This window comes from Ectopseudomonas alcaliphila, from assembly GCF_900101755.1.
In the GTDB taxonomy this organism is placed as follows: domain Bacteria; phylum Pseudomonadota; class Gammaproteobacteria; order Pseudomonadales; family Pseudomonadaceae; genus Aquipseudomonas; species Aquipseudomonas alcaliphila.
The window spans coordinates 225,012-243,457 of record NZ_FNAE01000005.1 but is presented as its reverse complement, the minus strand read 5'-3'; the positions used below and the strand labels follow the sequence as shown (position 1 = coordinate 243,457).

17 protein-coding genes are annotated in these 18,446 nt (G+C 65.9%); 5 read left to right on the top strand and 12 right to left on the bottom strand.

What is annotated here, in order from left to right; all coding sequences use genetic code 11:
• Positions 1–48: 48 nt before the first annotated feature.
• The 4 genes from coaD to BLR77_RS17290 form a co-directional block, all read right to left on the bottom strand.
• Positions 49–531: a pantetheine-phosphate adenylyltransferase gene (gene coaD / locus BLR77_RS17305; protein ID WP_074680045.1), complete on the bottom strand. Its 483-nt coding sequence runs from the start codon at positions 529–531 to the stop codon at positions 49–51.
• A gap of 104 nt (positions 532–635) precedes the next feature.
• Complete coding sequence (locus BLR77_RS17300; RefSeq protein ID WP_074680042.1) at positions 636–2,234, bottom strand: GMC family oxidoreductase; 1,599 nt, start codon at positions 2,232–2,234, stop codon at positions 636–638.
• Positions 2,235–2,502: 268 nt separating this feature from the next.
• Positions 2,503–3,048 (bottom strand): twin-arginine translocation pathway signal protein, encoded by a 546-nt coding sequence (locus tag BLR77_RS17295; RefSeq protein ID WP_074680039.1) that lies wholly within the window; start codon positions 3,046–3,048, stop codon positions 2,503–2,505.
• 42 nt (positions 3,049–3,090) lie between these two features.
• The gene (locus BLR77_RS17290) at positions 3,091–4,521 is read right to left on the bottom strand and encodes a coniferyl aldehyde dehydrogenase (RefSeq protein ID WP_074680037.1); all 1,431 of its coding nucleotides are present in this window, start codon (positions 4,519–4,521) and stop codon (positions 3,091–3,093) included.
• 212 nt (positions 4,522–4,733) lie between these two features.
• On the opposite strand from BLR77_RS17290, the gene BLR77_RS17285 reads away from it, so the two are divergent.
• A complete protein-coding gene (locus BLR77_RS17285) occupies positions 4,734–5,390 on the top strand; it encodes a TetR/AcrR family transcriptional regulator (RefSeq protein ID WP_074680034.1) in 657 nt (218 codons plus the stop codon).
• Between the two features lies 1 nt (position 5,391).
• On the opposite strand, the gene BLR77_RS17280 is transcribed toward BLR77_RS17285, so the two are convergent.
• The 4 genes from BLR77_RS17280 to BLR77_RS17265 are packed head-to-tail and all read right to left on the bottom strand — an operon-like array spanning position 5,392 to position 10,070.
• Entirely contained in the window at positions 5,392–5,886 is a 495-nt protein-coding gene (locus BLR77_RS17280; RefSeq protein ID WP_074680031.1) for a response regulator, read from the bottom strand.
• The gene (locus BLR77_RS17275; protein WP_074680029.1) at positions 5,873–8,245 is read right to left on the bottom strand and encodes an ATP-binding protein; all 2,373 of its coding nucleotides are present in this window, start codon (positions 8,243–8,245) and stop codon (positions 5,873–5,875) included. Before BLR77_RS17275 ends, BLR77_RS17280 begins: the two co-directional genes overlap by 14 nt.
• The gene (locus tag BLR77_RS17270; RefSeq protein ID WP_074680026.1) at positions 8,242–8,904 is read right to left on the bottom strand and encodes a response regulator; all 663 of its coding nucleotides are present in this window, start codon (positions 8,902–8,904) and stop codon (positions 8,242–8,244) included. Before BLR77_RS17270 ends, BLR77_RS17275 begins: the two co-directional genes overlap by 4 nt.
• Complete coding sequence (locus BLR77_RS17265) at positions 8,901–10,070, bottom strand: sensor histidine kinase (RefSeq protein ID WP_074680024.1); 1,170 nt, start codon at positions 10,068–10,070, stop codon at positions 8,901–8,903. Before BLR77_RS17265 ends, BLR77_RS17270 begins: the two co-directional genes overlap by 4 nt.
• Before the next feature lie 163 nt (positions 10,071–10,233).
• Between BLR77_RS17265 and BLR77_RS17260 the strand changes: the two genes are divergently transcribed.
• Complete coding sequence (locus tag BLR77_RS17260; protein WP_074680021.1) at positions 10,234–10,740, top strand: SgcJ/EcaC family oxidoreductase; 507 nt, start codon at positions 10,234–10,236, stop codon at positions 10,738–10,740.
• A gap of 6 nt (positions 10,741–10,746) precedes the next feature.
• On the opposite strand, the gene BLR77_RS17255 is transcribed toward BLR77_RS17260, so the two are convergent.
• The 4 genes from BLR77_RS17255 to BLR77_RS17240 all read right to left on the bottom strand — a co-directional run bounded on the left by BLR77_RS17255 (position 10,747) and on the right by BLR77_RS17240 (position 15,236).
• Entirely contained in the window at positions 10,747–11,727 is a 981-nt protein-coding gene (locus tag BLR77_RS17255; protein ID WP_074680018.1) for a hydrolase, read from the bottom strand.
• A 67-nt stretch (positions 11,728–11,794) separates the two neighbouring features.
• Complete coding sequence (gene rsmD, locus BLR77_RS17250; RefSeq protein ID WP_074680015.1) at positions 11,795–12,412, bottom strand: 16S rRNA (guanine(966)-N(2))-methyltransferase RsmD; 618 nt, start codon at positions 12,410–12,412, stop codon at positions 11,795–11,797.
• Positions 12,412–13,872, bottom strand: coding sequence for a M16 family metallopeptidase (locus BLR77_RS17245; RefSeq protein WP_074680012.1), 1,461 nt, complete (start codon positions 13,870–13,872; stop codon positions 12,412–12,414). Before BLR77_RS17245 ends, rsmD begins: the two co-directional genes overlap by 1 nt.
• Entirely contained in the window at positions 13,869–15,236 is a 1,368-nt protein-coding gene (locus tag BLR77_RS17240) for a M16 family metallopeptidase (protein WP_074680009.1), read from the bottom strand. Before BLR77_RS17240 ends, BLR77_RS17245 begins: the two co-directional genes overlap by 4 nt.
• A 142-nt stretch (positions 15,237–15,378) precedes the next feature.
• Between BLR77_RS17240 and ftsY the strand changes: the two genes are divergently transcribed.
• From ftsY to ftsX, 3 genes are read left to right on the top strand one after another with little or no spacing between them, the layout of a single operon-like run.
• Positions 15,379–16,713, top strand: coding sequence for a signal recognition particle-docking protein FtsY (ftsY, locus tag BLR77_RS17235; protein ID WP_074680006.1), 1,335 nt, complete (start codon positions 15,379–15,381; stop codon positions 16,711–16,713).
• The gene (gene ftsE, locus BLR77_RS17230; RefSeq protein WP_017675858.1) at positions 16,710–17,378 is read left to right on the top strand and encodes a cell division ATP-binding protein FtsE; all 669 of its coding nucleotides are present in this window, start codon (positions 16,710–16,712) and stop codon (positions 17,376–17,378) included. The genes ftsY and ftsE overlap by 4 nt, the downstream gene beginning before the upstream one ends.
• The gene (ftsX, locus tag BLR77_RS17225) at positions 17,378–18,394 is read left to right on the top strand and encodes a permease-like cell division protein FtsX (RefSeq protein WP_074680004.1); all 1,017 of its coding nucleotides are present in this window, start codon (positions 17,378–17,380) and stop codon (positions 18,392–18,394) included. The genes ftsE and ftsX overlap by 1 nt, the downstream gene beginning before the upstream one ends.
• Positions 18,395–18,446 lie beyond the last annotated feature (52 nt).

Sequence of the window (18,446 nt, the reverse complement as noted above, 5' to 3'; positions counted from 1 at the left end):
GCGCTGCTGTCATCAGGTGCGCATGGCGCACCCTACGGCGTTCCGGCTTCAGTTCTTGCGGAAACGCTCGTTCAGCGCGTCGGCAACGGCGGGGTGAACGAACTGGGAAATATCACCACCGAGGGCGGCGATCTCGCGCACCAAGGTCGAGGAGATGAAGGAATACTTCTCCGACGGGGTGAGGAACAGGCTCTCCACGTCCGGCGCCAACTGACGGTTCATGTTGGCCAGCTGGAATTCGTACTCGAAGTCGGAAACCGCGCGCAGGCCGCGCAGGAAGACGTTGGCGCCCTGTTCCTTGGCGAAGTGCGCAAGCAGGCTGGAGAACCCGACCACTTCGACGTTGGGCAGGTGCTTGGTGACTTCGCGAGCCAGTTCGACGCGTTGCTCCAGGGAAAACAGAGGGTTCTTCTTGGGGCTGGCGGCGACGGCGATGATAACGTGATCGAACAGGCGCGCAGCGCGTTCGACCAGATCACCGTGGCCCTTGGTGATGGGGTCGAAGGTGCCGGGGTATAACACTCGATTCATCGGGACGTCCTGGCGGGTCGAAAAGGAGTCGGATGGTAGCGCAGCGCATGTCTGCGGCCAAGCCACGGCCTGCGTTGCGTTTCCCCATGCCAGGGCTGTGGCGTCTAGCTCGGGCTTTTCAGCCGCTCGGCCAGCAGCGTCGCAAGCTTGGCGGTCAGGCCGTAGATCGACAGTTGCGGGTTGGCGCCGATGCTGGTCGGAAACAGCGAGCCGTCATGGATCGACAGGTTGGCCAACTGATGGTGCCGGCCGAGGCTGTCGACCACGGCCTGCTGCGCATCCTCGCCCATGGCGCAGCCGCCCATCACGTGGGCGCTGCCCAGGCGGGTGCGATACAGCGCCAGGTCGAGGTTCTCGATCATTTCCCTGGCCTGCCTCCAACTGCCGACGTAACGCGCATCGGTGTGGGTCGGCATCACTGCCTTGGCGCCGGCGGCGAACTGGATTTCTGCCATGGTCAGGTAGGCTCGGCGCACGCCATCCCAAGTGTAGTCGGTCATCTGATAGTCGAGCACCGGGCTGCCATCGCCACGCAGTTCCACCCGGCCTTCGGCGCTGTCTTCGTGGAAACCGTCGCGTAGCAGTGCGAGCATCACGTTGGTGTGTGGCAGTTGCGCCATGCGCAGGGCGTTCTCGTGGCCGAAATCACCGAGCAGGGTGGCGGTCAGCGCCGGTTGCAGTGGTGGCACTTCGAGTTTGTAGGAGAGCCGCCCGCGGGTGCCGTCGTCCCACTGGAAATGATCGGAGTAGACCGACTGCGGCGCACCGTAGAAGGGGTTGATGACCTGCTCGAACTTCGCCGCGGAGAAGTTCACCAGGTGCAGGTAGGTACGCCGGCCGATGCGCTTGTGCGGATCGGGCGCGTTGGAGCGCAGCAGGATCCCGGGGGTGTTGATGCCGCCGCCGGCCAGCACGTAATGCCGCGCCTTGACGCGGATGCGCCGGCCATTGGGCGCCACGCAGCGCTCGTCCATGCCCAGGCAGTCGATACCGACCACCTGGTCGCCCTCGAGCAGCAGCTTGTCGGCGCGCGCCAGGTAGAGCAGCTCGCCGCCAGCGTCGAGGGTGGCGGGGATGGTGGTGACCAGCATCGACTGTTTGGCGTTGGTCGGACAGCCCATGCCGCAGTAGCCGAGGTTCCAGCAACCGCGCACATTGCGCGGGATCGGCGCCCAGTGATAGCCGAGCTTGTCGCAGCCGCTGCGCAGCACCTCGTTGTTGGCATTCGGCGGCACCGCCCAGGGCGCCACGCCCAGGCGCTGTTCCATTTTCTCGAACCAGGGTGCCATGGCCGCTTCATCGTGGCCTGCCACGGCGTGGGTCTCGGCCCAGTGCGCCAGGGTCTGCGGCGGGGTGCGGAAGCTGCTGGTCCAGTTGATCAGCGTGGTACCGCCGACCGCGCGGCCCTGCAGGATGGTGATGGCGCCGTCCTTGCTCATGCGCCCGATGCCTTCCTGATAGAGGGTCGGATAGGCATCGGCCTCGCGCATCTTGAAGTCGTCGCTGGTCTTGAGCGGCCCTTCCTCGATCAGCAGCACCTTGTAACCGGCGGCGCTGAGGATTTCCGCCGTGGTGCCGCCGCCAGCGCCGCTGCCGACGATGGCGACATCGGCTTCCAGCGTCAGGTCGCTTTCCAGGCGCGAACCGTCGTGGGTCTTCCAACCCCTGGCCAGGCCTTGCTTGAACAGATCGGGTACAGGCATTGTTTTTCCTCGGAGTCACTGAAACCTACTGCGCGATCCGATTGCGGCGTCAGGTTCTCGCCCGTGGCTCGGCGTACTTCAGTACAGCCTCGCCACGTGCTGCGAGCCTTCCTTGCACTCGAACCGCTCGCTACGGTTTCAGAGGCCTCATTCTGATAATCGCGGTTGGCTAAATTCCAGTTGGTAGGGTGGGCTTCAGCCCACCAAGACTGACCGCTGTTGATGGACTGAAGCGGATCGCCGCCCGGCCCCCCTTACGAATCAGCCGTTATACGGTGGGCGGCCCCGGATAGCCGCAATGCACCCAGGCCTCCTGGCGGCTGTACCAGGCCATCATCACCAGCTGCAGCAGCGAGGCGTGGCCCATACGCAGCAGGCTCAGGCTGCTGTTCTGCCAGCGCGCGAGGAAGCTGCGCACGTCATCGGCGCTGGCGTTGTCCCAGCTGCCCCAGACTCCGGTCAGCGGGCCGCGGGTGATGGGCAGGGCGAGCACGTCGAACAGTTGCACGGTGAGTTTCAGCATCTCCGGCGACAGGTGCGCCAGGCTGGTGTCGAGGCTCTGCAGCGTGCCGTCGATGGCCTGCGGCATCTGCTCGGCACTGACGGCGCCATCGAGCATCACCGGAATCAGTGCGCGCAGAAACGGCATATCGCTGCTGCGCAGGATCAGATAGCCGTTGGCCGGCGTGCTGGCCGAGCAGCCGCTGAGCGTGGCGGTGAGCCCGGCGGTGCCGAGCAGCGCCGTACCCATCAGGCCGACCTTGAGCAGGCTGCGTCGCGACAGTTGCGGCGCGTTTAGGGTGGTGTCATTCATTGTTGTTATCACCAGGCTTGGAACGGGCGCTGCCCGCGTTGATCAGCGTACGAACAACCTGTAGACCAGCTTCTGGATAGCCTTGCCATACGGCGGGTAGATCAGCCGCGCGGCATTGAAGCGCTGCTTGATGAACACGCCCTTGGCCTTGCTGAAGGTCAGGAAGCCTTCGTGACCGTGGTAGTGGCCCATGCCAGAGGGGCCGATACCGCCGAACGGCATGTCGTCCTGCGCTACATGCAGCAGGGTGTCGTTCAGGCACACGCCGCCGGAGTGGGTTTCGTGCAGTACGCGCTGCTGTTCGCGCTTGTCGTAGCCGAAGTAGTAGAGCGCCAGCGGGCGTGGCCGGGCGTTGACGTAGGCGAAGGCGTCTTCCAGTCGGTCATACGGCACCACCGGCAGCAGCGGGCCGAAAATCTCGTCCTGCATCAGCTTCATCTCGTCATTGACGTCGAGCACCAGGCTCTGCGGCAGGCGTCTGCCCTGGGCCTCGGGATACAGCGAGACGACGCGCGCGCCTTTGGCCTCGGCATCCTGCAGGTAGCCGTTGAGGCGGGCCAGCTGGCGCTCGTTGATGATTGCGGTGTAGTCGGGGTTGTCCTTGAGCACCGGGTAGAAACGCTGCACCACCTCGCGGTAGGCGCTGACGAAGCCCTCGACACGATCCCTGGGCACCAGCACGTAGTCCGGCGCCACGCAGGTCTGCCCGGCGTTGAGGGTCTTGCCGAAGGCGATGCGTTCGGCGGCGTGCTCCAGCGGCACATCGGCCGAGACGATGGCCGGCGACTTGCCGCCCAGCTCCAGGGTCACCGGGGTCAGGTTCTCGGCAGCGGCGCGCATCACATGCTTGCCAATGCTGGTGGCGCCGGTGAACAGCAGGTGGTCGAACGGCAGTTTGGAGAAGGCCATGCCGACTTCCGCCTCGCCCAGTGCAACGCTCACCAGATCCTCGGGGAAGACGCGTGCCAGCAGATCCTTGACCAATTGTGAGGTGGCCGGGGTGGACTCGCTCATCTTGATCATCACCCGGTTACCGGCGGCCAGCGCGCCGGTCAGCGGGCCGATGGCGAGAAACAACGGGTAGTTCCACGGCACGATGATGCCGACCACGCCCAGCGGCTGGTAGATGACCTTGGCCGAAGCAGGCATGAATTGCATGCCGACGCTGCGCCGCGACGGCTTCATCCACTTCCTGATGCGTTTGCTCGCGTAATGGATGCCATGCAGGCTGGGCATCAGTTCGGCGAGCAGGGTTTCGTCGGCCGAACGGTTGCTGAAGTCTTCGGAGATCGCCGCCACCAGTGCATCCTGCTGCTGGGTCAGTAGCTCGCTCAGGGATTTCAACCACTGGATGCGTTGTTCGGCCGACGGCATCGGGTTGGCAGTAAAGGCAGAACGCTGCAGGGCGAAGGTGCTGTCCAGCTGGTTGATCTGCTGTTGGCTGTGCTGCAGGTAGGCGATGTCGGCGACCATGGGTTTCTCCTCGACGTTCCAGCGGGCTGCTTGGGAAGCCTGAGCTGGATTTTTAGAGCAATTACTCTAATGTGTCAAATAGGATGCCGCGTCGCCGTTCTCGCTGCACCCTAACCAAAGGCCTGTGAGGGCTTGCGCGGTGCATCAGGGGTAACACTTCGGCTGTTTCGCCTGTACCTTTGCCACTTTTGAAGTCGAGATCGAGCTGCCTTATGGCGCCACCCAAGACCCGTGACCGCATCGTTGTCGAGAGCCTGGCCCTGTTCAACAGCCAGGGCGAGCGCAACGTCACCACCAACCACATTGCCGCGCACCTGGGCATGTCGCCGGGCAATCTGTACTACCACTTCCGCAACAAGCAGATGATCATCGCTGAGCTGTTCGCCCAGTACGAGGTGCAGGTCGACAGCTTCCTGCGCCGGCCCGAAGGCCGCGCACTGACGGTGGAGGACAAGACCTTCTATCTGGAGGCGTTGCTGGCGGCGATGTGGCACTACCGCTTCCTGCACCGCGATCTGGAGCACCTGCTGGAATCCGACGCCGAGCTGGCCGAGCGTTACCGCGCGTTCGCCCAGCGTTGCCTGGTGGGGGCGCAGTCGATCTACCAGGGTTTCGTCGAGGCCGGCATCCTGTTGATGACGCCGGCGCAGATCGAGGCGCTGACGCTCAACGCCTGGATCATCATGACCTCCTGGGTGCGCTTTCTCTGCACCGCTGGCGCCAGCCCGGACAACCTCAGCCAGGACATGCTGCGCCGCGGCATCTACCAGGTGCTGGCGCTGGAGGGCGGCTACATCGCGCCTTCGGCGCGTGCGGCGGTCGAGGCGTTGTACGGTCGTCTGCACGTACCGCTCGAGCAGGTGCTCTGAGTCAGGTGGACGCTCGCCGAGTGCCGCTGCCCAGCGTCACGGGCCTGGCGCGCAAGGGCTGCTGATCGGGTTGCAGGCGACGTAACTGGCGGTAGAGCGCGCGGGTTTCCAGCAGGTTCCAGACACGCAACAGGGTTTCGATGGCATCCAGCGGCTTGCTGATGAAGTCGCGGGCACCCAGGGCCAGCGCGCGCAGCCGGGCCTCGCGGGTGGCGTCGGCAGTGAGCACCAGAATGGGTAGATAGTCGTCGGCGGGCACGCGCCGCTGCAGCTGTTCGAGCACGGCAAAGCCATCCAGGCCGGGCATGTGCAGATCGAGAATCAGCAGATCCGGCTCGAAGCTGCTGAACAGCGCCAGAGCCTGGGCCGGGTCGGTGCAGCAGAGCACGTTGTGCAGGCCTTCGCGGGCCAGCAGTTGTTCGACCAGCTCGAGGTTGGCGGGCTGATCGTCGATCACCAGGATGCGAAAGTCGTCGGCGGGCTCAGGGCTGGTCATGGTCGGGCTCCGGTGGCGGGGTGTGCGTTGGTCTGGCGATATCCAGATGCTGGCGCAGGGTGGCGAGGAAGGTCGGTACATGCAGCGGTTTGCTCAGCACGGCCGTGGCCCCGGCAGCCTGCAGGGCGCGCTGGGTGCCGGCGCTGGCGTCAGCGGTGATCAGCAGGACAGGTGTGTCGCGGCTACTGGGCTTCTGGCGCAGACGTTCGAGCACCTCCTGGCCGCTGAGGTCAGGCAAATCGAGATCCAGCAGGATCACCTCGGGGCGATGCTGCCAGGCCAGGTCGAGGCCCAGTTGGCCCTGCATGGCCGAGATGACCTGCACCTGCGGCCAGCGCGACAGCAGAGTCTCGATCAGCGCCAGGCTGGATAGGTTGTCCTCGATGCACAGTACGTGCAGTGGCCGCTCGGGCGGTTCGATGGCGCAAGGCGCGACATTTGGCGTCGCCGAGGGCGCGGCTAGCAGGGTGTTGCCTGCCTGCGCCCGTGGCAAGGTCAGGCAGAAGGTGCAGCCCTGGCCGGGCGTGCTGTGCACGCCAAGGCTGCCATCCATTTGCTCCAGCAGGCTCTTGCTCAGGGCCAGGCCCAGGCCGGTACCCTCCACTTCGCTGGCGGCGGCACCGAGGCGTTCGAAGGGAATGAACAGGCGCTCCAGATCCTCGGTGGCGATACCGGGACCGTTATCGATCACGCTCAGCGTGACCGTCTCGCTATCGGCTTCGACCTGGACTTCCACATAGCCGCCCGGATGGTTGTACTTGATCGCGTTGGACTGCAGATTGAGTAGCACCTGGACCAGGCGCTGGCGGTCGGCCTGCACGCAGAGCGCCGGCGCCAGATCGTCTGGCAGGCGCAAGCGGATGTCGGCACTGGCGGCCTGCGGTGACAGCAACAGGCTGACTTCCTGCAGCATCGGGCGCAGCGCCAATGGCTCTGGGCTCAGCGCCAGTCGCCCGGATTCGATGCGGGCGATATCCAGCACTTCGTTGATCAAACCCAGCAGGTGCCGCCCGGCGCGCAGGATATGGCGCACCTGGGCCTGTTGCGCCGGCGTGCCCTGGTCCATTTCCAGTAACTGGGCGAAGCCGAGAATGGAGTTGAGCGGGGTACGCAACTCGTGGCTCATGCGCGAAAGAAATTCGCTTTTCGCCCGGCTCGCGTTCTCCGCCTCTTCGCGGGCCGTGCGCAGGGCGGCCTCGGCATTGCGCCGGTCGGTGATGTCACGGGTGATCTTGGAGAAACCGCGCAAGGTGCCGCTGGCGTCACGCTGGGCGGTGATCACTACGTTGGCCCAGAACAGCGAGCCATCGCGGCGCTGGCGCCAGGCTTCTTCCTCGTAGCGGCCTTCGCGCGTGGCCACTTGCAGGGCGTGCTGCGGTGCCGTGTCACGGGCCTGCGGCGGGTAGAACAGGGAGAAGTGACGGCCGAGGATGTCCGCTTCGCTGTAGCCTTTGATGCGCTCGGCGCCGGTGTTCCAGGAGGTGACGTGGCCACTGGGGTCGAGGCCGAAGATGCCGTATTCCTTGACCCCGTCGATGATCAGGCGCAGGCGCTCCTCGTTGTCGCGCAAGGCCCGCTCGCGTTCGGCCAGCAGTTGCCCGGCCTCCTCCAGGCTGGCGGCGAGCTGGCCGATCTCATCGGCAGCGGGGCCATGGGGAATCAGCGGCTGGCCCAGTGCCAGGCGCCGGGCGTTGCGTTCGACCCGCTGGACCCGCTGGACGATGCCGGTGGACAGCAGCACCACCGCGAACAGCGCGCCGAGCACGCCGAACATGGCGGCCAGACCGGTGGCCAGGAGCATGCGCGAGCGTACGGCGCTGGCCTCGGCGTTGCGTTCGTCGAGCAGGGTCTGCTCGCGCTCGAGCATCTGCTGGATCTCCTGGCGCAGCGCATCGAGCACATGCTTGTTGTCCACCAGAATGCGCGTCATCGCCGCGCGGTCTTCACTGCTGGCGAGTGCCTTGAGCTGTTCCAGGCCTTCCAGCTTGATCACGATCAGCGGGCGCAGGCGTTCCAGGCTGCTGCGCATCTGCGGGTCGCGAATGTCGCTATCGAGGCGCCGCAGCGTGCTGTCGATTCGTTCAACGGCGCTGCGGTATGAAGGCAGGAAGTCGCTGCGCTGGATCAGCAGATAGCCGCGTACGCTGGCCGCCGCCTCGGCCAGCAGGCTGTGCACCGCCTGTACGTCGCCCTGCACGCGCAGCGCCCGGCGCACGTCGTCCTCGACCCGCGAGGTCTGGCGCTCGGTGAAGTACACCAGCACCAGCGAGATCAGCAGCACCGCCAGCGGCAGGGCGATGATCACCAGGCTCTTGCTGCGCAGGGGGCGGTCGGTCCAGCGGCTGAACAGGCTCTTCACGGCTGGCGCTCCGTCGGTGCCACCAGGCCCAGGGCGATGCCTTGTACGGCGGCCTGGGTACGGTCGGCAACCCCCAGTTTGCCGATTACCCGTTCGACATGAGCCTTGGCCGTGCCGGTGGCGATGCCCAGCTTTTCGCCGATCTCGCGGTTGGTGAAGCCGCCAGCGATCAGCCCGAGCACCTGGCGCTCGCGCGGCGTCAGCGCGCTGTTGGCCGCGCCGCTCTGGTTGCGTTCGACCACGCGGCGCAGCAACTGCGCGCTGACCATGCCGTTGAGCGCGCTCTGGCCCGCCGCCACCTGGCGCAGGCCGTCGATCACTTCCTGGCGGCTGGCGTCCTTGAGCAGGTAGCCGACGGCCCCGGCGCTGATCGCCGCTTCCAGGTGGTCGGGGCTGTCGTACATGGTGAACAGCAGCACCTTGATCGCCGGCAAGCGTTCGCGCAGCAGGCGCGCCGTGGCCAGCCCGTTGAGATGGGGCATGCGGATGTCGAGGATGGCGATGTCCGGATTCAGGCGCTCGCAGAGTTCCAGCGCCTGGCGCCCGTCCACCGCCTGGCCGACGATGCTGAATTCGGGGCAGTCGGCGAGCATGGCGGCGAAGCCGGCGCGGGTCACTTCATGATCATCGGCGAGCAGCAGGCGAATCGGTTCGTTCATGCGCTTTCCTCATCCGCCAGGGCGCGTGGAATGCTGGCCAGCAGGCGGGTGCCCTGGCCGGGCTGGCTATGACAACTGAACTGGCCACCGAGCAGCAGGCAGCGCTCGCGCATGGCCACCAGACCCATGCCACCTTCACCCGCCAGCTGCTTCTGCCCGGCGGCGAAGCCGGGACCGCGATCTTCCACCTGCAACCGGGCTGTATCGCCGTCGAGGTGCAGATCCAGGCTGACCGCGCCATCGGCGGTGTGTTTGCAGATATTGTTGATGGCCTCCTGGCCGACGCGAAACAGGGCGATTTCCACCGCCGGGCGCAGGCGCTGCATATCGCGGCGCAGCCACTGCACCTGGCGACCCTGGCTGCGCAGGCGGTCGAGTTCGCGGTCGAGCGCCGGCGCCAGGCCGAAGTCATCCAGCAGGGTGGGGCGCAGGCCGCTGATGGCCTGACGCGTCTCGCCCATGCTGCGTTGCGCCAGTTGCAGGATGGGCGCCAGAGCGGCACGCAACTCGTCATTCAGCTGGCGATGCTGGGCGAAACCCTGCAGACGCTGGTGCAGCCCGGCCAGGGTCTGCGCCAGGCCGTCGTGCAGGTCATAGGCCACCCGTGCGCGCTCGTCCTCCTGGGCGCTCATTTGCCGATGTACCAGCTCCGACATGGTGCGTTCGCGCAGGCTGAGCGCCTCCAGCAACTGGCTGTTGTGCAGGTGGCCGGCGAGCAGGGTGGCGAGCAGTTGCAAGGCTTCGAGGTCTTCCGCGTCAGGGCCACGCATGGCGCTGGCGTTGCCCAGCAGCAGGGCACCGAATGCTTCGCCCGTGGCCGCATGCAAGGGCAGGTAGAGCGCCAGGGCAACCTGCGACAGCGGCGCTTCGAGCACCTGGGCAGCGCCTTGCCAGGGCAGGGTAGCCAGTTGCTGCTGCAAGGCGGCAGGGCCGAAGCCGGCACTGAGGCTCAGGCTGTCATCGGCTTGCCTGAGCAGCAGTACGCCGCCATCCATTGCGCAGAAGCTGCAGGCCCGTTGCAGGGCCAGCGCGCCGCTCTCGGCGGCGGGTAGTGCATTGAGGGCGCGACCGCTCTCGACCAGCAGGCGCAGGCGCGCGGCGCGGCTTTCCGCCTGGCGATAGTCGGCACGCAGGGCCAGCACGCTGTCGGGTGGGGTGTTCAGCATCTACGCCTCCACGGATTGCGCGTCATCGGACGGCGCAGGCTAATAGGTCGAACCGCTTCTGGCATCTGCCACCTGGCATAGGCCGCTGGCCCCGCCTGGCCGATGTGCAGGCTGGGGGAGCCGCGCATGCTGATGGCGTCCTTCAATAGCCGGAGATTCAACCATGTTGAAACCCTTGTTCAGCAGCTGTGCCCTGGTATTCGCCCTGTCCGTGCCGCTGGTTCAGGCGGCCGATGCGCCTCATGTCTACACGGAAACGGCAACCGCCCCGAGCAATGCGCAGGAGCAACAGATCGCCAGCCTGTTCGAGCGCTGGAACGCCGCCTTGCAGACTGGCGACTCGGCCAAGGTTGCTGCCTTGTACGCCGACAACGGCGTGCTGCAGCCCACGGTATCGAATCGGGTGCGCGTAGGCCATGAGGCGATTCAGGACTATTTCGACCATTTCTTACAGGCCAAGCCGGTCGGCACGATCAACATGCGTGAAATTCGCCAGATCGGCCCGGATGCAGCGGTGGATTCGGGGGTTTACACCTTCGCCCTGACCCAGGGTGATGCGGTGCGCCAGGTTCAGGCGCGCTACACCTTCGTTTACCAGAAGGTCGATGGTGAGTGGAAAATCCTCAAGCACCACTCCTCGGCGATGCCGGAGCAGCCTGCCGCCGGCTGATTCAGCTCAGCTCAGCGCACCGAGCCACTCGGGAATGCGCCGCTCCAGGTAGTAAACGGGGCGGCGTGGGCTGCCCTCGACGAAGCCGACGTGCCCGCCCTTGGCATGCAGCTCGAACTCGGTGCCGGGGGCGAGCTCGCTGGCCTCGGGCAGGCTGTGGCGGAAGATGAAAGGATCGTCCTCGGCCTGGATGATCAGCGTGCGTGTGCGAATGGCACCCAGGTAGAAGCGGCTGGAGGCGCGCCGGTAATAGTCGTGGGCATCGGCGAAACCGTGCAGCGGCGCGGTGATGCGCCCGTCGAAGTCCCAGAAGGTGCGCATGCCATCCAGTGGGCCCAGGCGTTCCAGCACCGACAGGCGCTCGCCCTCGCCACTCTCTGCGAACAGGCGCTGCTTGTTGCTCACATAGGCGACCATCTCGCGCATGAAATGCGCCTGATACACCCGCGAGAAACCCAGGCCGATGCGGTCAGCGCACTGATCCAGACGAAACGGCACCGAGACCGCCACTGCGCCTTGTAGCTGGCTCTGCTCGGCGCTTTCACCCAGGTACTTGAGCAGCACGTTGCCGCCCAGCGAGTAGCCGACGGCGTACAACGGCGCCATCGGCCGTTGCGCGCGCAGGTGGGCCACGGCCGATGCCAGATCCTCGCTGGCGCCGGAGTGATAGCCGCGCGGCAGCAGGTTCGGTTCACCGGAGCAGCCACGCCAGTTCAGCGCCGCACTGGCCCAGCCGCGTGCGGCCAGCACCTGCTGCAGGCCGAGCACGTAGAGCGAGTTGGAGCTGCCGGTCAGGCCGTGCAGCACCAACACCAGCGGCGCATGGGCGTTATGCGGGCCGTGCCAGTCAATATCGAGAAAGTCGCCATCGTCCAGCCACAGCCGCTCGCGCTGCCGTTCGAGCTGCGGCGGCTTGCGGCAGAAGGGGTTCCACAGCGTCTGCAGATGCGGGCCGGGGAGCCACCAGGCGGGTTGGAATGGTGTCATGGGTATGGTCTATCCAAAACGTAGCCTGGATGAAATCCAGGGACAGCGCTCCCGGATTGCATCCGGGCTACGTTGGCTCCTGCGACGAACTTCTTTGCCACAGCGCGTAATGCACCTGGCCGGTGTGCTTTTCACGGTGCAGGCGCCAGTTGCCGGGCAGGCCGAGGGTCGAGGGCGCGGTTTCGCTTTCCGTATAGACCCAGGCGTCGTCGGCCAGCCAGCCCTGCGCTTCCAGCAGGTTGCAGGCGTCTTGCAGCAGATCCTTGTGGAACGGCGGGTCGAGCAGAACGATATCGAAGCGACGCGGCGCCGGACGCGTCAGTAGTTGCAGGGCGTCGCCCAGCTGAATCTCGCCAGTGCTGCACTGCAGCGTCGCCAGGTGGCCGCGCAAGGCGTTCACCGAGGCCGGGTTGAGGTCGCAGGCCAGACCGCTGGCGGCACCGCGCGACAGGGCTTCGAGCAGCAGCGCACCGCTGCCGGCGAAGGGGTCGAGCACATGGGCGCCCTCGACGTGAGGGGCCAGCCAGTTGAACAGCGTTTCACGCACCCGGTCCGGGGTCGGGCGCAGGCCCGGCCCGTCGGGGAAGGTGAAGCGCCGCGAACGCCACTGCCCGCCGATGATGCGCAACTGACCCTGGCCGCCGTGAGCCTTGGCGGCCGGTTTTGGTGGTGTGCGACCACGCATCAGTGCGGCACCGCGCTGGGCAGCTCGGCCGGTCGGTCGGTGGGCGGCGGCAGTTCCTTCTGCGCTACCGTCGGGCCGGCGGTTACCACCACCAGCGCCTCGGGGTCGAGGTGTTTGGCCATCGCCGCTTTCACTTGTTCGGTGCTCAGGCTTTGCACGTCACGCATGAAGTCGTCCAGATAACTCAGCGGCAGATCGTAGAAGCCCATCGACGCCAACTGGCCGACGATGGCGGCATTGCTCGCGGTGGACAGTGGGAAGCTGCCGGCCAGCTCGCGCTTGGCGTTGTCCAGCTCTTGCTGGGTGGGACCTTCACGCAGGTAGTCGGCGAGCAGTTGCTTGACCAGCGTCAGGGTGCCTGCGCTCAGCTCGGCGCGGGTCTGCAGGTTGATCATGAACGGGCCGCGCGCCTGCATGGCGCTGAAACCGGAGTAGACGCCGTAGGTCAGGCCACGCTTCTCGCGCACTTCGCTCATCAGACGGGTGCCGAAGCCGCCGCCACCGAAGATCTGGTTTCCCAGATACAGCGCGGCATAGTCCGGGTCGCGGCGGTCGATGCCGAGCTGGGCGATCATCAGGTGGGTCTGGTTGGACGGATACTCGATATGGCTGACGCCCGGCTTGGGCGCTTGCGGCTGGGCGATCTTCGCCAGCGCAGGGCCTTGCGGCAGGGCTGCGGATACCTGGTTGGCGATGGCCTCTGCCTCGGCACGTGAGAGGTCGCCGACCAGCGCGATCACCGCATTGCCGGCCGCATAGGCGCGCGCATGGAAGGCCTGCAGTTGCTGACGGCTGATGGCCGGGATCGACTGCGCGGTGCCGTCGCTCGGGTGAGCGTAGGGGTGCTGGCCGTACAGGCGCTCGAACAATTCGAGGCTGGCCAGCTTGCCGGGGTTCTGCTTCTGGAACTCGAAGCCGGCCAGCAGCTGGTTCTTGATCCGCGCCAGCGAGTCGGCAGGGAAGGTGGGCTTGCCCAGCACATCGGCGAACAGGGCCAGTGCCGGCTCGCGCTGCTCCTGTGCGCTGAGGCTGCGCAGGCTGGCCACGGCCATGTCGCGGTAGGCGCCATTGCCGAACTCGGCGCCGAGGCCCTCGAAGCCTGCGGCGATGGCGCCAACATCCTTGCCTGGCACGCCTTCGTTGAGCATGGCGTTGGTCAGGGTGGCCAGGCCCGGCACGTCGCCATCCTGGCTGCTGCCGGCGGCGAAGGTCAGGCGCAGGTCGAACATCGGCAGCTCGTGCGCTTCGACGAACAGCACCTTGGCGCCTTGCGCGGTCTGCCAGGTCTGGATATCCAGGGTGCGGCGCAATGGCGCCTTGCCGTCGAGCGCAGCCAGCGACTGCAGTTTGGCGGCATCGCCCGTCACGGCGCTGTCGGACAGGTTGGCGCAGGCCCCCAGTACCAGGGCGCTGGACAGGATCAGGCCGAGCAGGCCCAGGCGGCGTTGCTCAGTCTTCATGGGCGGGACTCCTCATTGCGGGACTCTTCGGGCAGTACGTGGGCGACGCTCAGGCGGTCGCGGGCGAAGAAGGTGCGTGCGGCCTGCTGGATGTCGGCCGGGGTCACGGCCTCCAGCTCGGCCAGTTCCTGGTCGATCAGTTGCCAGGACAGGCCGACGGTTTCCAGTTGACCGATGCTGGTGGCCTGGCTGGTGATCGAGTCGCGCTCGAACACCAGGCCGGCGATGACCTGGGCGCGTACGCGCGCCAGTTCGGCGGCGGACGGCGGGGCTTTCTTCAGTTCTTCCAGTTCGCGCCACAGGCCGGCTTCTGCCTGCTCCAGGGTCTTGCCCTTCTGCACGTTGGGCGTGGCCGAGAGGATGAACAGGCTGTCACCGCGGGTGAAGGCGTTGTACCAGGCGCTGGCGCCGGAAACGAGCTCTTCGCCACGCTCAAGGCGAGTCGACAAACGCGCGCTGTAGCCGCCGTCGAGCAGGGCGGCTGCCAGGCGCAGGGCATAGACCTGACGCGGCGTTTCGCTGGTAGCCAGGCCCGGCACGTTGAAGCCCATGATCAGGCTCGGCAGCTGCGTCTTGAGGTACAGCGTGGTGCGGCGTTCGCCCGGCGCGGCCAGTTCCAGTGGCAGCTTGGCGGTGGGTAGCTGACGCTGCGGGATATCGCCGAAGTAGCGCTGCACCTGGTTCTTGACCTCATCCACGGTCACGTCACCGACCACCACCAGGGTGGCGTTGTTCGGTGCGTACCACTTCTGGTACCAGGCGCGCAGTTCGTCGATGTGCATGCGGTCGAGGTCGGCCATCCAGCCGATGGTGGGGATGCTGTAGCCGCTGGCCGGGTAGGCCATGGCCTTGAAGCGCTCATAGGCCAGCGAGGACGGGCGGTCGTCGGTGCGCAGGCGTCGCTCCTCCTTGATCACCTCGATTTCCTTGTCGAACTCGGCAGCCGGCAGTTGCAGACTGGCGAGGCGGTCGGCCTCCAGTTCCAGGGCCACGCCGAGGCGGTCGCTGGCCAGTACCTGGTAGTAGGCGGTGTAGTCGTCGCTGGTGAAGGCGTTCTCCTCGGCGCCCAGTTCACGCAGGATGCGCGAGGCTTCGCCGGGGCCGAACTTGCGACTGCCCTTGAACATCATGTGTTCCAGTGCGTGGGACAGGCCGGTGGAGCCGGGCGTCTCGTAGCTGGAGCCGACCTTGTACCAGATCTGCGAGACCACCACAGGGGCGCGGTGATCCTCACGGACGATGACCTTGAGGCCGTTGTCCAGTTTGAATTCGTGGGTGGGTTGAGCGGGAGAAGCGAAGGCTGCGAGTGGCACGCAGAGTGCGCCGAACAGCAGGCCGAGGGAACGGCGGGCAATGGCATTCATCAAAAGTCTGACCTGTCGGATAGCCTGGGCGGTCGTACCGCCGACGGGCGAAGAGGTGCTAGGATACCCCATCCTTTTCCGGGGCGGCGCGGCAAGGCTTTGCAGCCCGTAAGCGAACGCTCCCTTGAGATGCAAGCGACCCATGTTTGGTTCCAATGACGACAAGAAGTCGCCGGCCGAGGCTGGCGCGCAGAACCCGCCTGTGACCGAAGAAAAGAAATCCCTGTTCAGTTGGTGGCGCAAGAAGCCCGCAGAGACCGCTGTCGAGCCGGCACAGCCCGCGCCCGTCGAACAGCCGGAGTCTGCTCAGATACCTGCCGAGCCGTCGACGCCTGAGCCCGCACCCGAAGCCTTGCCGGCAGCCGAGCCTGAAGTGGCTGAGATCACGCCTGCTCCGGCGCCACAGCCTGAGCCGCTGGTTGCCGAACCCCCGGGCGCCGCTGCTGTTGTCGTTGAACAGCCGCCGGTGGTGCCAGAGCCTGTCGCCGAAGCCCTGCCCGTAGTTGCGCCAACGGCTGCCGCCGCTGCGCCGGTCACTCAGGAAAAACCAAGCTTCTTCGCCCGCCTCAAGCAAGGTCTGTCCAAGACCAGCGCCAGTCTGGGCGAAGGCATGGCCAGCCTGTTTCTCGGCAAGAAGGCCATCGACGATGACCTGCTCGACGACCTGGAAACCCGCCTGCTTACCGCCGACGTTGGTGTCGAAGCGACCACTGCCATCATCGGCAACCTGACCAAGCGCGTGGCGCGCAAGGAGCTGGCCGACAGCGGCGCGCTGTACAAGGCACTGCAGGAAGAGCTGGTGACTCTGCTCAAGCCGGTCGAGCAACCGCTGGTCATCGACAGCGGCAAACAGCCCTATGTGATTCTGGTCGTGGGCGTGAATGGCGTGGGCAAGACCACCACCATCGGCAAGCTGGCCAAGAAGCTGCAACTCGAAGGCAAGAAGGTCATGCTTGCCGCCGGCGACACCTTCCGCGCCGCTGCGGTGGAGCAACTGCAGGTGTGGGGCGAGCGCAACAACATCGCAGTGATCGCTCAGCACACCGGCGCCGATTCGGCATCGGTGATCTTCGATGCGGTGCAGGCTGCCAAGTCGCGTGGTATCGACGTGCTGATCGCCGACACCGCCGGGCGCCTGCACACCAAAGACAACCTGATGGAAGAGCTGAAGAAGGTCCGTCGCGTGATCGGCAAGCTGGACGACACTGCGCCGCACGAAGTGCTGCTGGTACTCGATGCCGGCACCGGACAGAACGCCATCAACCAGGCCAAGCAGTTCAATCAGACCGTGAACCTCACCGGCCTGGCGCTGACCAAGCTCGACGGCACCGCCAAGGGCGGCGTCATCTTCGCCCTGGCCAAGCAGTTCGGCCTGCCGATTCGCTACATCGGCGTGGGTGAGGGCATCGATGACCTGCGCCCGTTCGAGGCGCAGGCCTTCGTCCAGGCACTCTTCGAGGAGCGTGAGCGCGGATGATCCGATTCGAGCAGGTCGCCAAGCGATACCCCAATGGCCATGTCGGGCTGCACGAACTGAGTTTCCGCGTTCGCCCCGGCGAATTCCTTTTCGTCACCGGTCACTCGGGCGCCGGCAAGAGCACACTGCTGCGTCTGCTGCTGGCGATGGAGCGGCCCACCAGCGGCAAATTGCTGCTGGCCGGGCAGGACCTGTCGACCATCACCAATGCGCAGATCCCCTTCCTGCGCCGGCAGATTGGTGTGGTGTTCCAGAACCATCAGCTGCTGTTTGACCGCACCGTATATGACAACGTCGCCCTGCCGCTGCAGATTCTCGGCCTGTCCAAGCCGGAAATCGGCAAACGCGTTGGTGCCGCACTGGAGCGCGTCAGCCTCAGCGACAAGGCGGCGCAGTCGCCTGGCGACCTGTCCACCGGTCAGCAACAGCGCGTCGGTATCGCCCGCGCCATCGTTCACCGGCCGGCCCTGCTGCTGGCGGACGAGCCCACCGGTAACCTCGACCCGCGCCTGGCCGCCGAGATCATGGGGGTGTTCGAAGACATCAACCAGCTGGGTACCACGGTGCTGATCGCCAGCCACGATCTGGCGCTGATCGCGCGCATGCGCCAGCGCATGCTGACCCTGCAACGCGGTCGCCTGATCGGTGATGGGGAGGCAGCCTGATGAGCGCTTCGAAGATGCCCACGCCGCAACCGGCCGAACGTGTCGGCGCGGCGCCGCGCAACAAGGTGGTCGACGGCCCGGCTGACGAACCGGATTTTCGTACCCTGCTCAACGCCTGGCTGGAAAGCCACCGCGCCAGCCTGGTCGACAGCCTGCGCCGCCTGGCACGTCAGCCCATTGGCAGCTTCTTCACCTGCCTGGTGATGGCCGTGGCGCTGAGCCTGCCCATGGGCCTGTCGCTGCTGCTGGACAACGTCGAGAAACTCGGCGGCTCCTGGCAGCGCGCGGCGCAGATTTCCCTGTTCCTCGACATGTCCGCTGGCGAACGTGACGGCCAGGCGCTGCGCGAGCATATCGCGGCGATGGATGACGTCTCCGACGCCGAGTGGATCAGCCGCGAGCAGGCGCTGGAAGAGTTCCAGCAGTTGTCTGGCCTGGGCCAGGCGCTGAAGGAACTGCCGGAGAATCCGCTGCCGGGCGTGGTCCTGGTGACGCCGAAGGAGGTCGACAAGTCCAAGCTCGAAGCTCTGCGCCAGCGCCTGGCAGAGTTGCCGAAAGTGGAGCAGGCGCAGCTCGATCTGGTCTGGGTCGAGCGCCTGACCGCGATCCTCAAGCTGGGCGATCGTTTCGTCTTCGGCCTCAGCCTGCTGCTGATCCTGGCGCTGCTGCTGGTGATCGGTAACACCATCCGCCTGCACATCGAGAACCGCCGCGCCGAGATCGAGGTGATCAAGCTGGTGGGGGGAACCGATGGCTACGTACGCCGTCCCTTCCTTTATATGGGTGCGTTGTACGGCTTCGGTGCGGGTATCTTCGCCTGGCTGCTGCTGGCCTTCGGGCTGGATTGGCTGAACGATGCTGTAGTACGTTTGGCCGGCCTTTACGGTAGCGATTTCGCGTTGGGTGGCGTACCTTCTTCCGACGGTTTTTCGCTGCTGCTCGGCGCCGTGCTGTTGGGCTATATTGGCGCCTGGCTGGCGGTGGCGCGTCACCTGAACGAACTTGCACCCCGCTAGGGCGCTGTTCGGCGAGGCTGAACGCAAGCTGACAAGTCATTGTTTTGGTTGA

Bases quoted from the DNA above. Each gene is read 5' to 3' on its own strand.
- BLR77_RS17245 (WP_074680012.1), bottom strand. From the start codon at position 13,872: ATGAAGACTGAGCAACGCCGCCTGGGCCTGCTCGGCCTGATCCTGTCC.
- ftsX (WP_074680004.1), top strand. From the start codon at position 17,378: ATGAGCGCTTCGAAGATGCCCACGCCGCAACCGGCCGAACGTGTCGGC.
- rsmD (WP_074680015.1), bottom strand. From the start codon at position 12,412: ATGCGTGGTCGCACACCACCAAAACCGGCCGCCAAGGCTCACGGCGGC.
- BLR77_RS17270 (WP_074680026.1), bottom strand. From the start codon at position 8,904: ATGAACGAACCGATTCGCCTGCTGCTCGCCGATGATCATGAAGTGACC.
- BLR77_RS17280 (WP_074680031.1), bottom strand. From the start codon at position 5,886: ATGACCAGCCCTGAGCCCGCCGACGACTTTCGCATCCTGGTGATCGAC.
- coaD (WP_074680045.1), bottom strand. From the start codon at position 531: ATGAATCGAGTGTTATACCCCGGCACCTTCGACCCCATCACCAAGGGC.
- ftsY (WP_074680006.1), top strand. From the start codon at position 15,379: ATGTTTGGTTCCAATGACGACAAGAAGTCGCCGGCCGAGGCTGGCGCG.
- BLR77_RS17255 (WP_074680018.1), bottom strand. From the start codon at position 11,727: ATGACACCATTCCAACCCGCCTGGTGGCTCCCCGGCCCGCATCTGCAG.
- BLR77_RS17240 (WP_074680009.1), bottom strand. From the start codon at position 15,236: ATGAATGCCATTGCCCGCCGTTCCCTCGGCCTGCTGTTCGGCGCACTC.
- BLR77_RS17265 (WP_074680024.1), bottom strand. From the start codon at position 10,070: ATGCTGAACACCCCACCCGACAGCGTGCTGGCCCTGCGTGCCGACTAT.
- BLR77_RS17260 (WP_074680021.1), top strand. From the start codon at position 10,234: ATGTTGAAACCCTTGTTCAGCAGCTGTGCCCTGGTATTCGCCCTGTCC.
- BLR77_RS17300 (WP_074680042.1), bottom strand. From the start codon at position 2,234: ATGCCTGTACCCGATCTGTTCAAGCAAGGCCTGGCCAGGGGTTGGAAG.
- BLR77_RS17290 (WP_074680037.1), bottom strand. From the start codon at position 4,521: ATGGTCGCCGACATCGCCTACCTGCAGCACAGCCAACAGCAGATCAAC.
- ftsE (WP_017675858.1), top strand. From the start codon at position 16,710: ATGATCCGATTCGAGCAGGTCGCCAAGCGATACCCCAATGGCCATGTC.
- BLR77_RS17295 (WP_074680039.1), bottom strand. From the start codon at position 3,048: ATGAATGACACCACCCTAAACGCGCCGCAACTGTCGCGACGCAGCCTG.
- BLR77_RS17285 (WP_074680034.1), top strand. From the start codon at position 4,734: ATGGCGCCACCCAAGACCCGTGACCGCATCGTTGTCGAGAGCCTGGCC.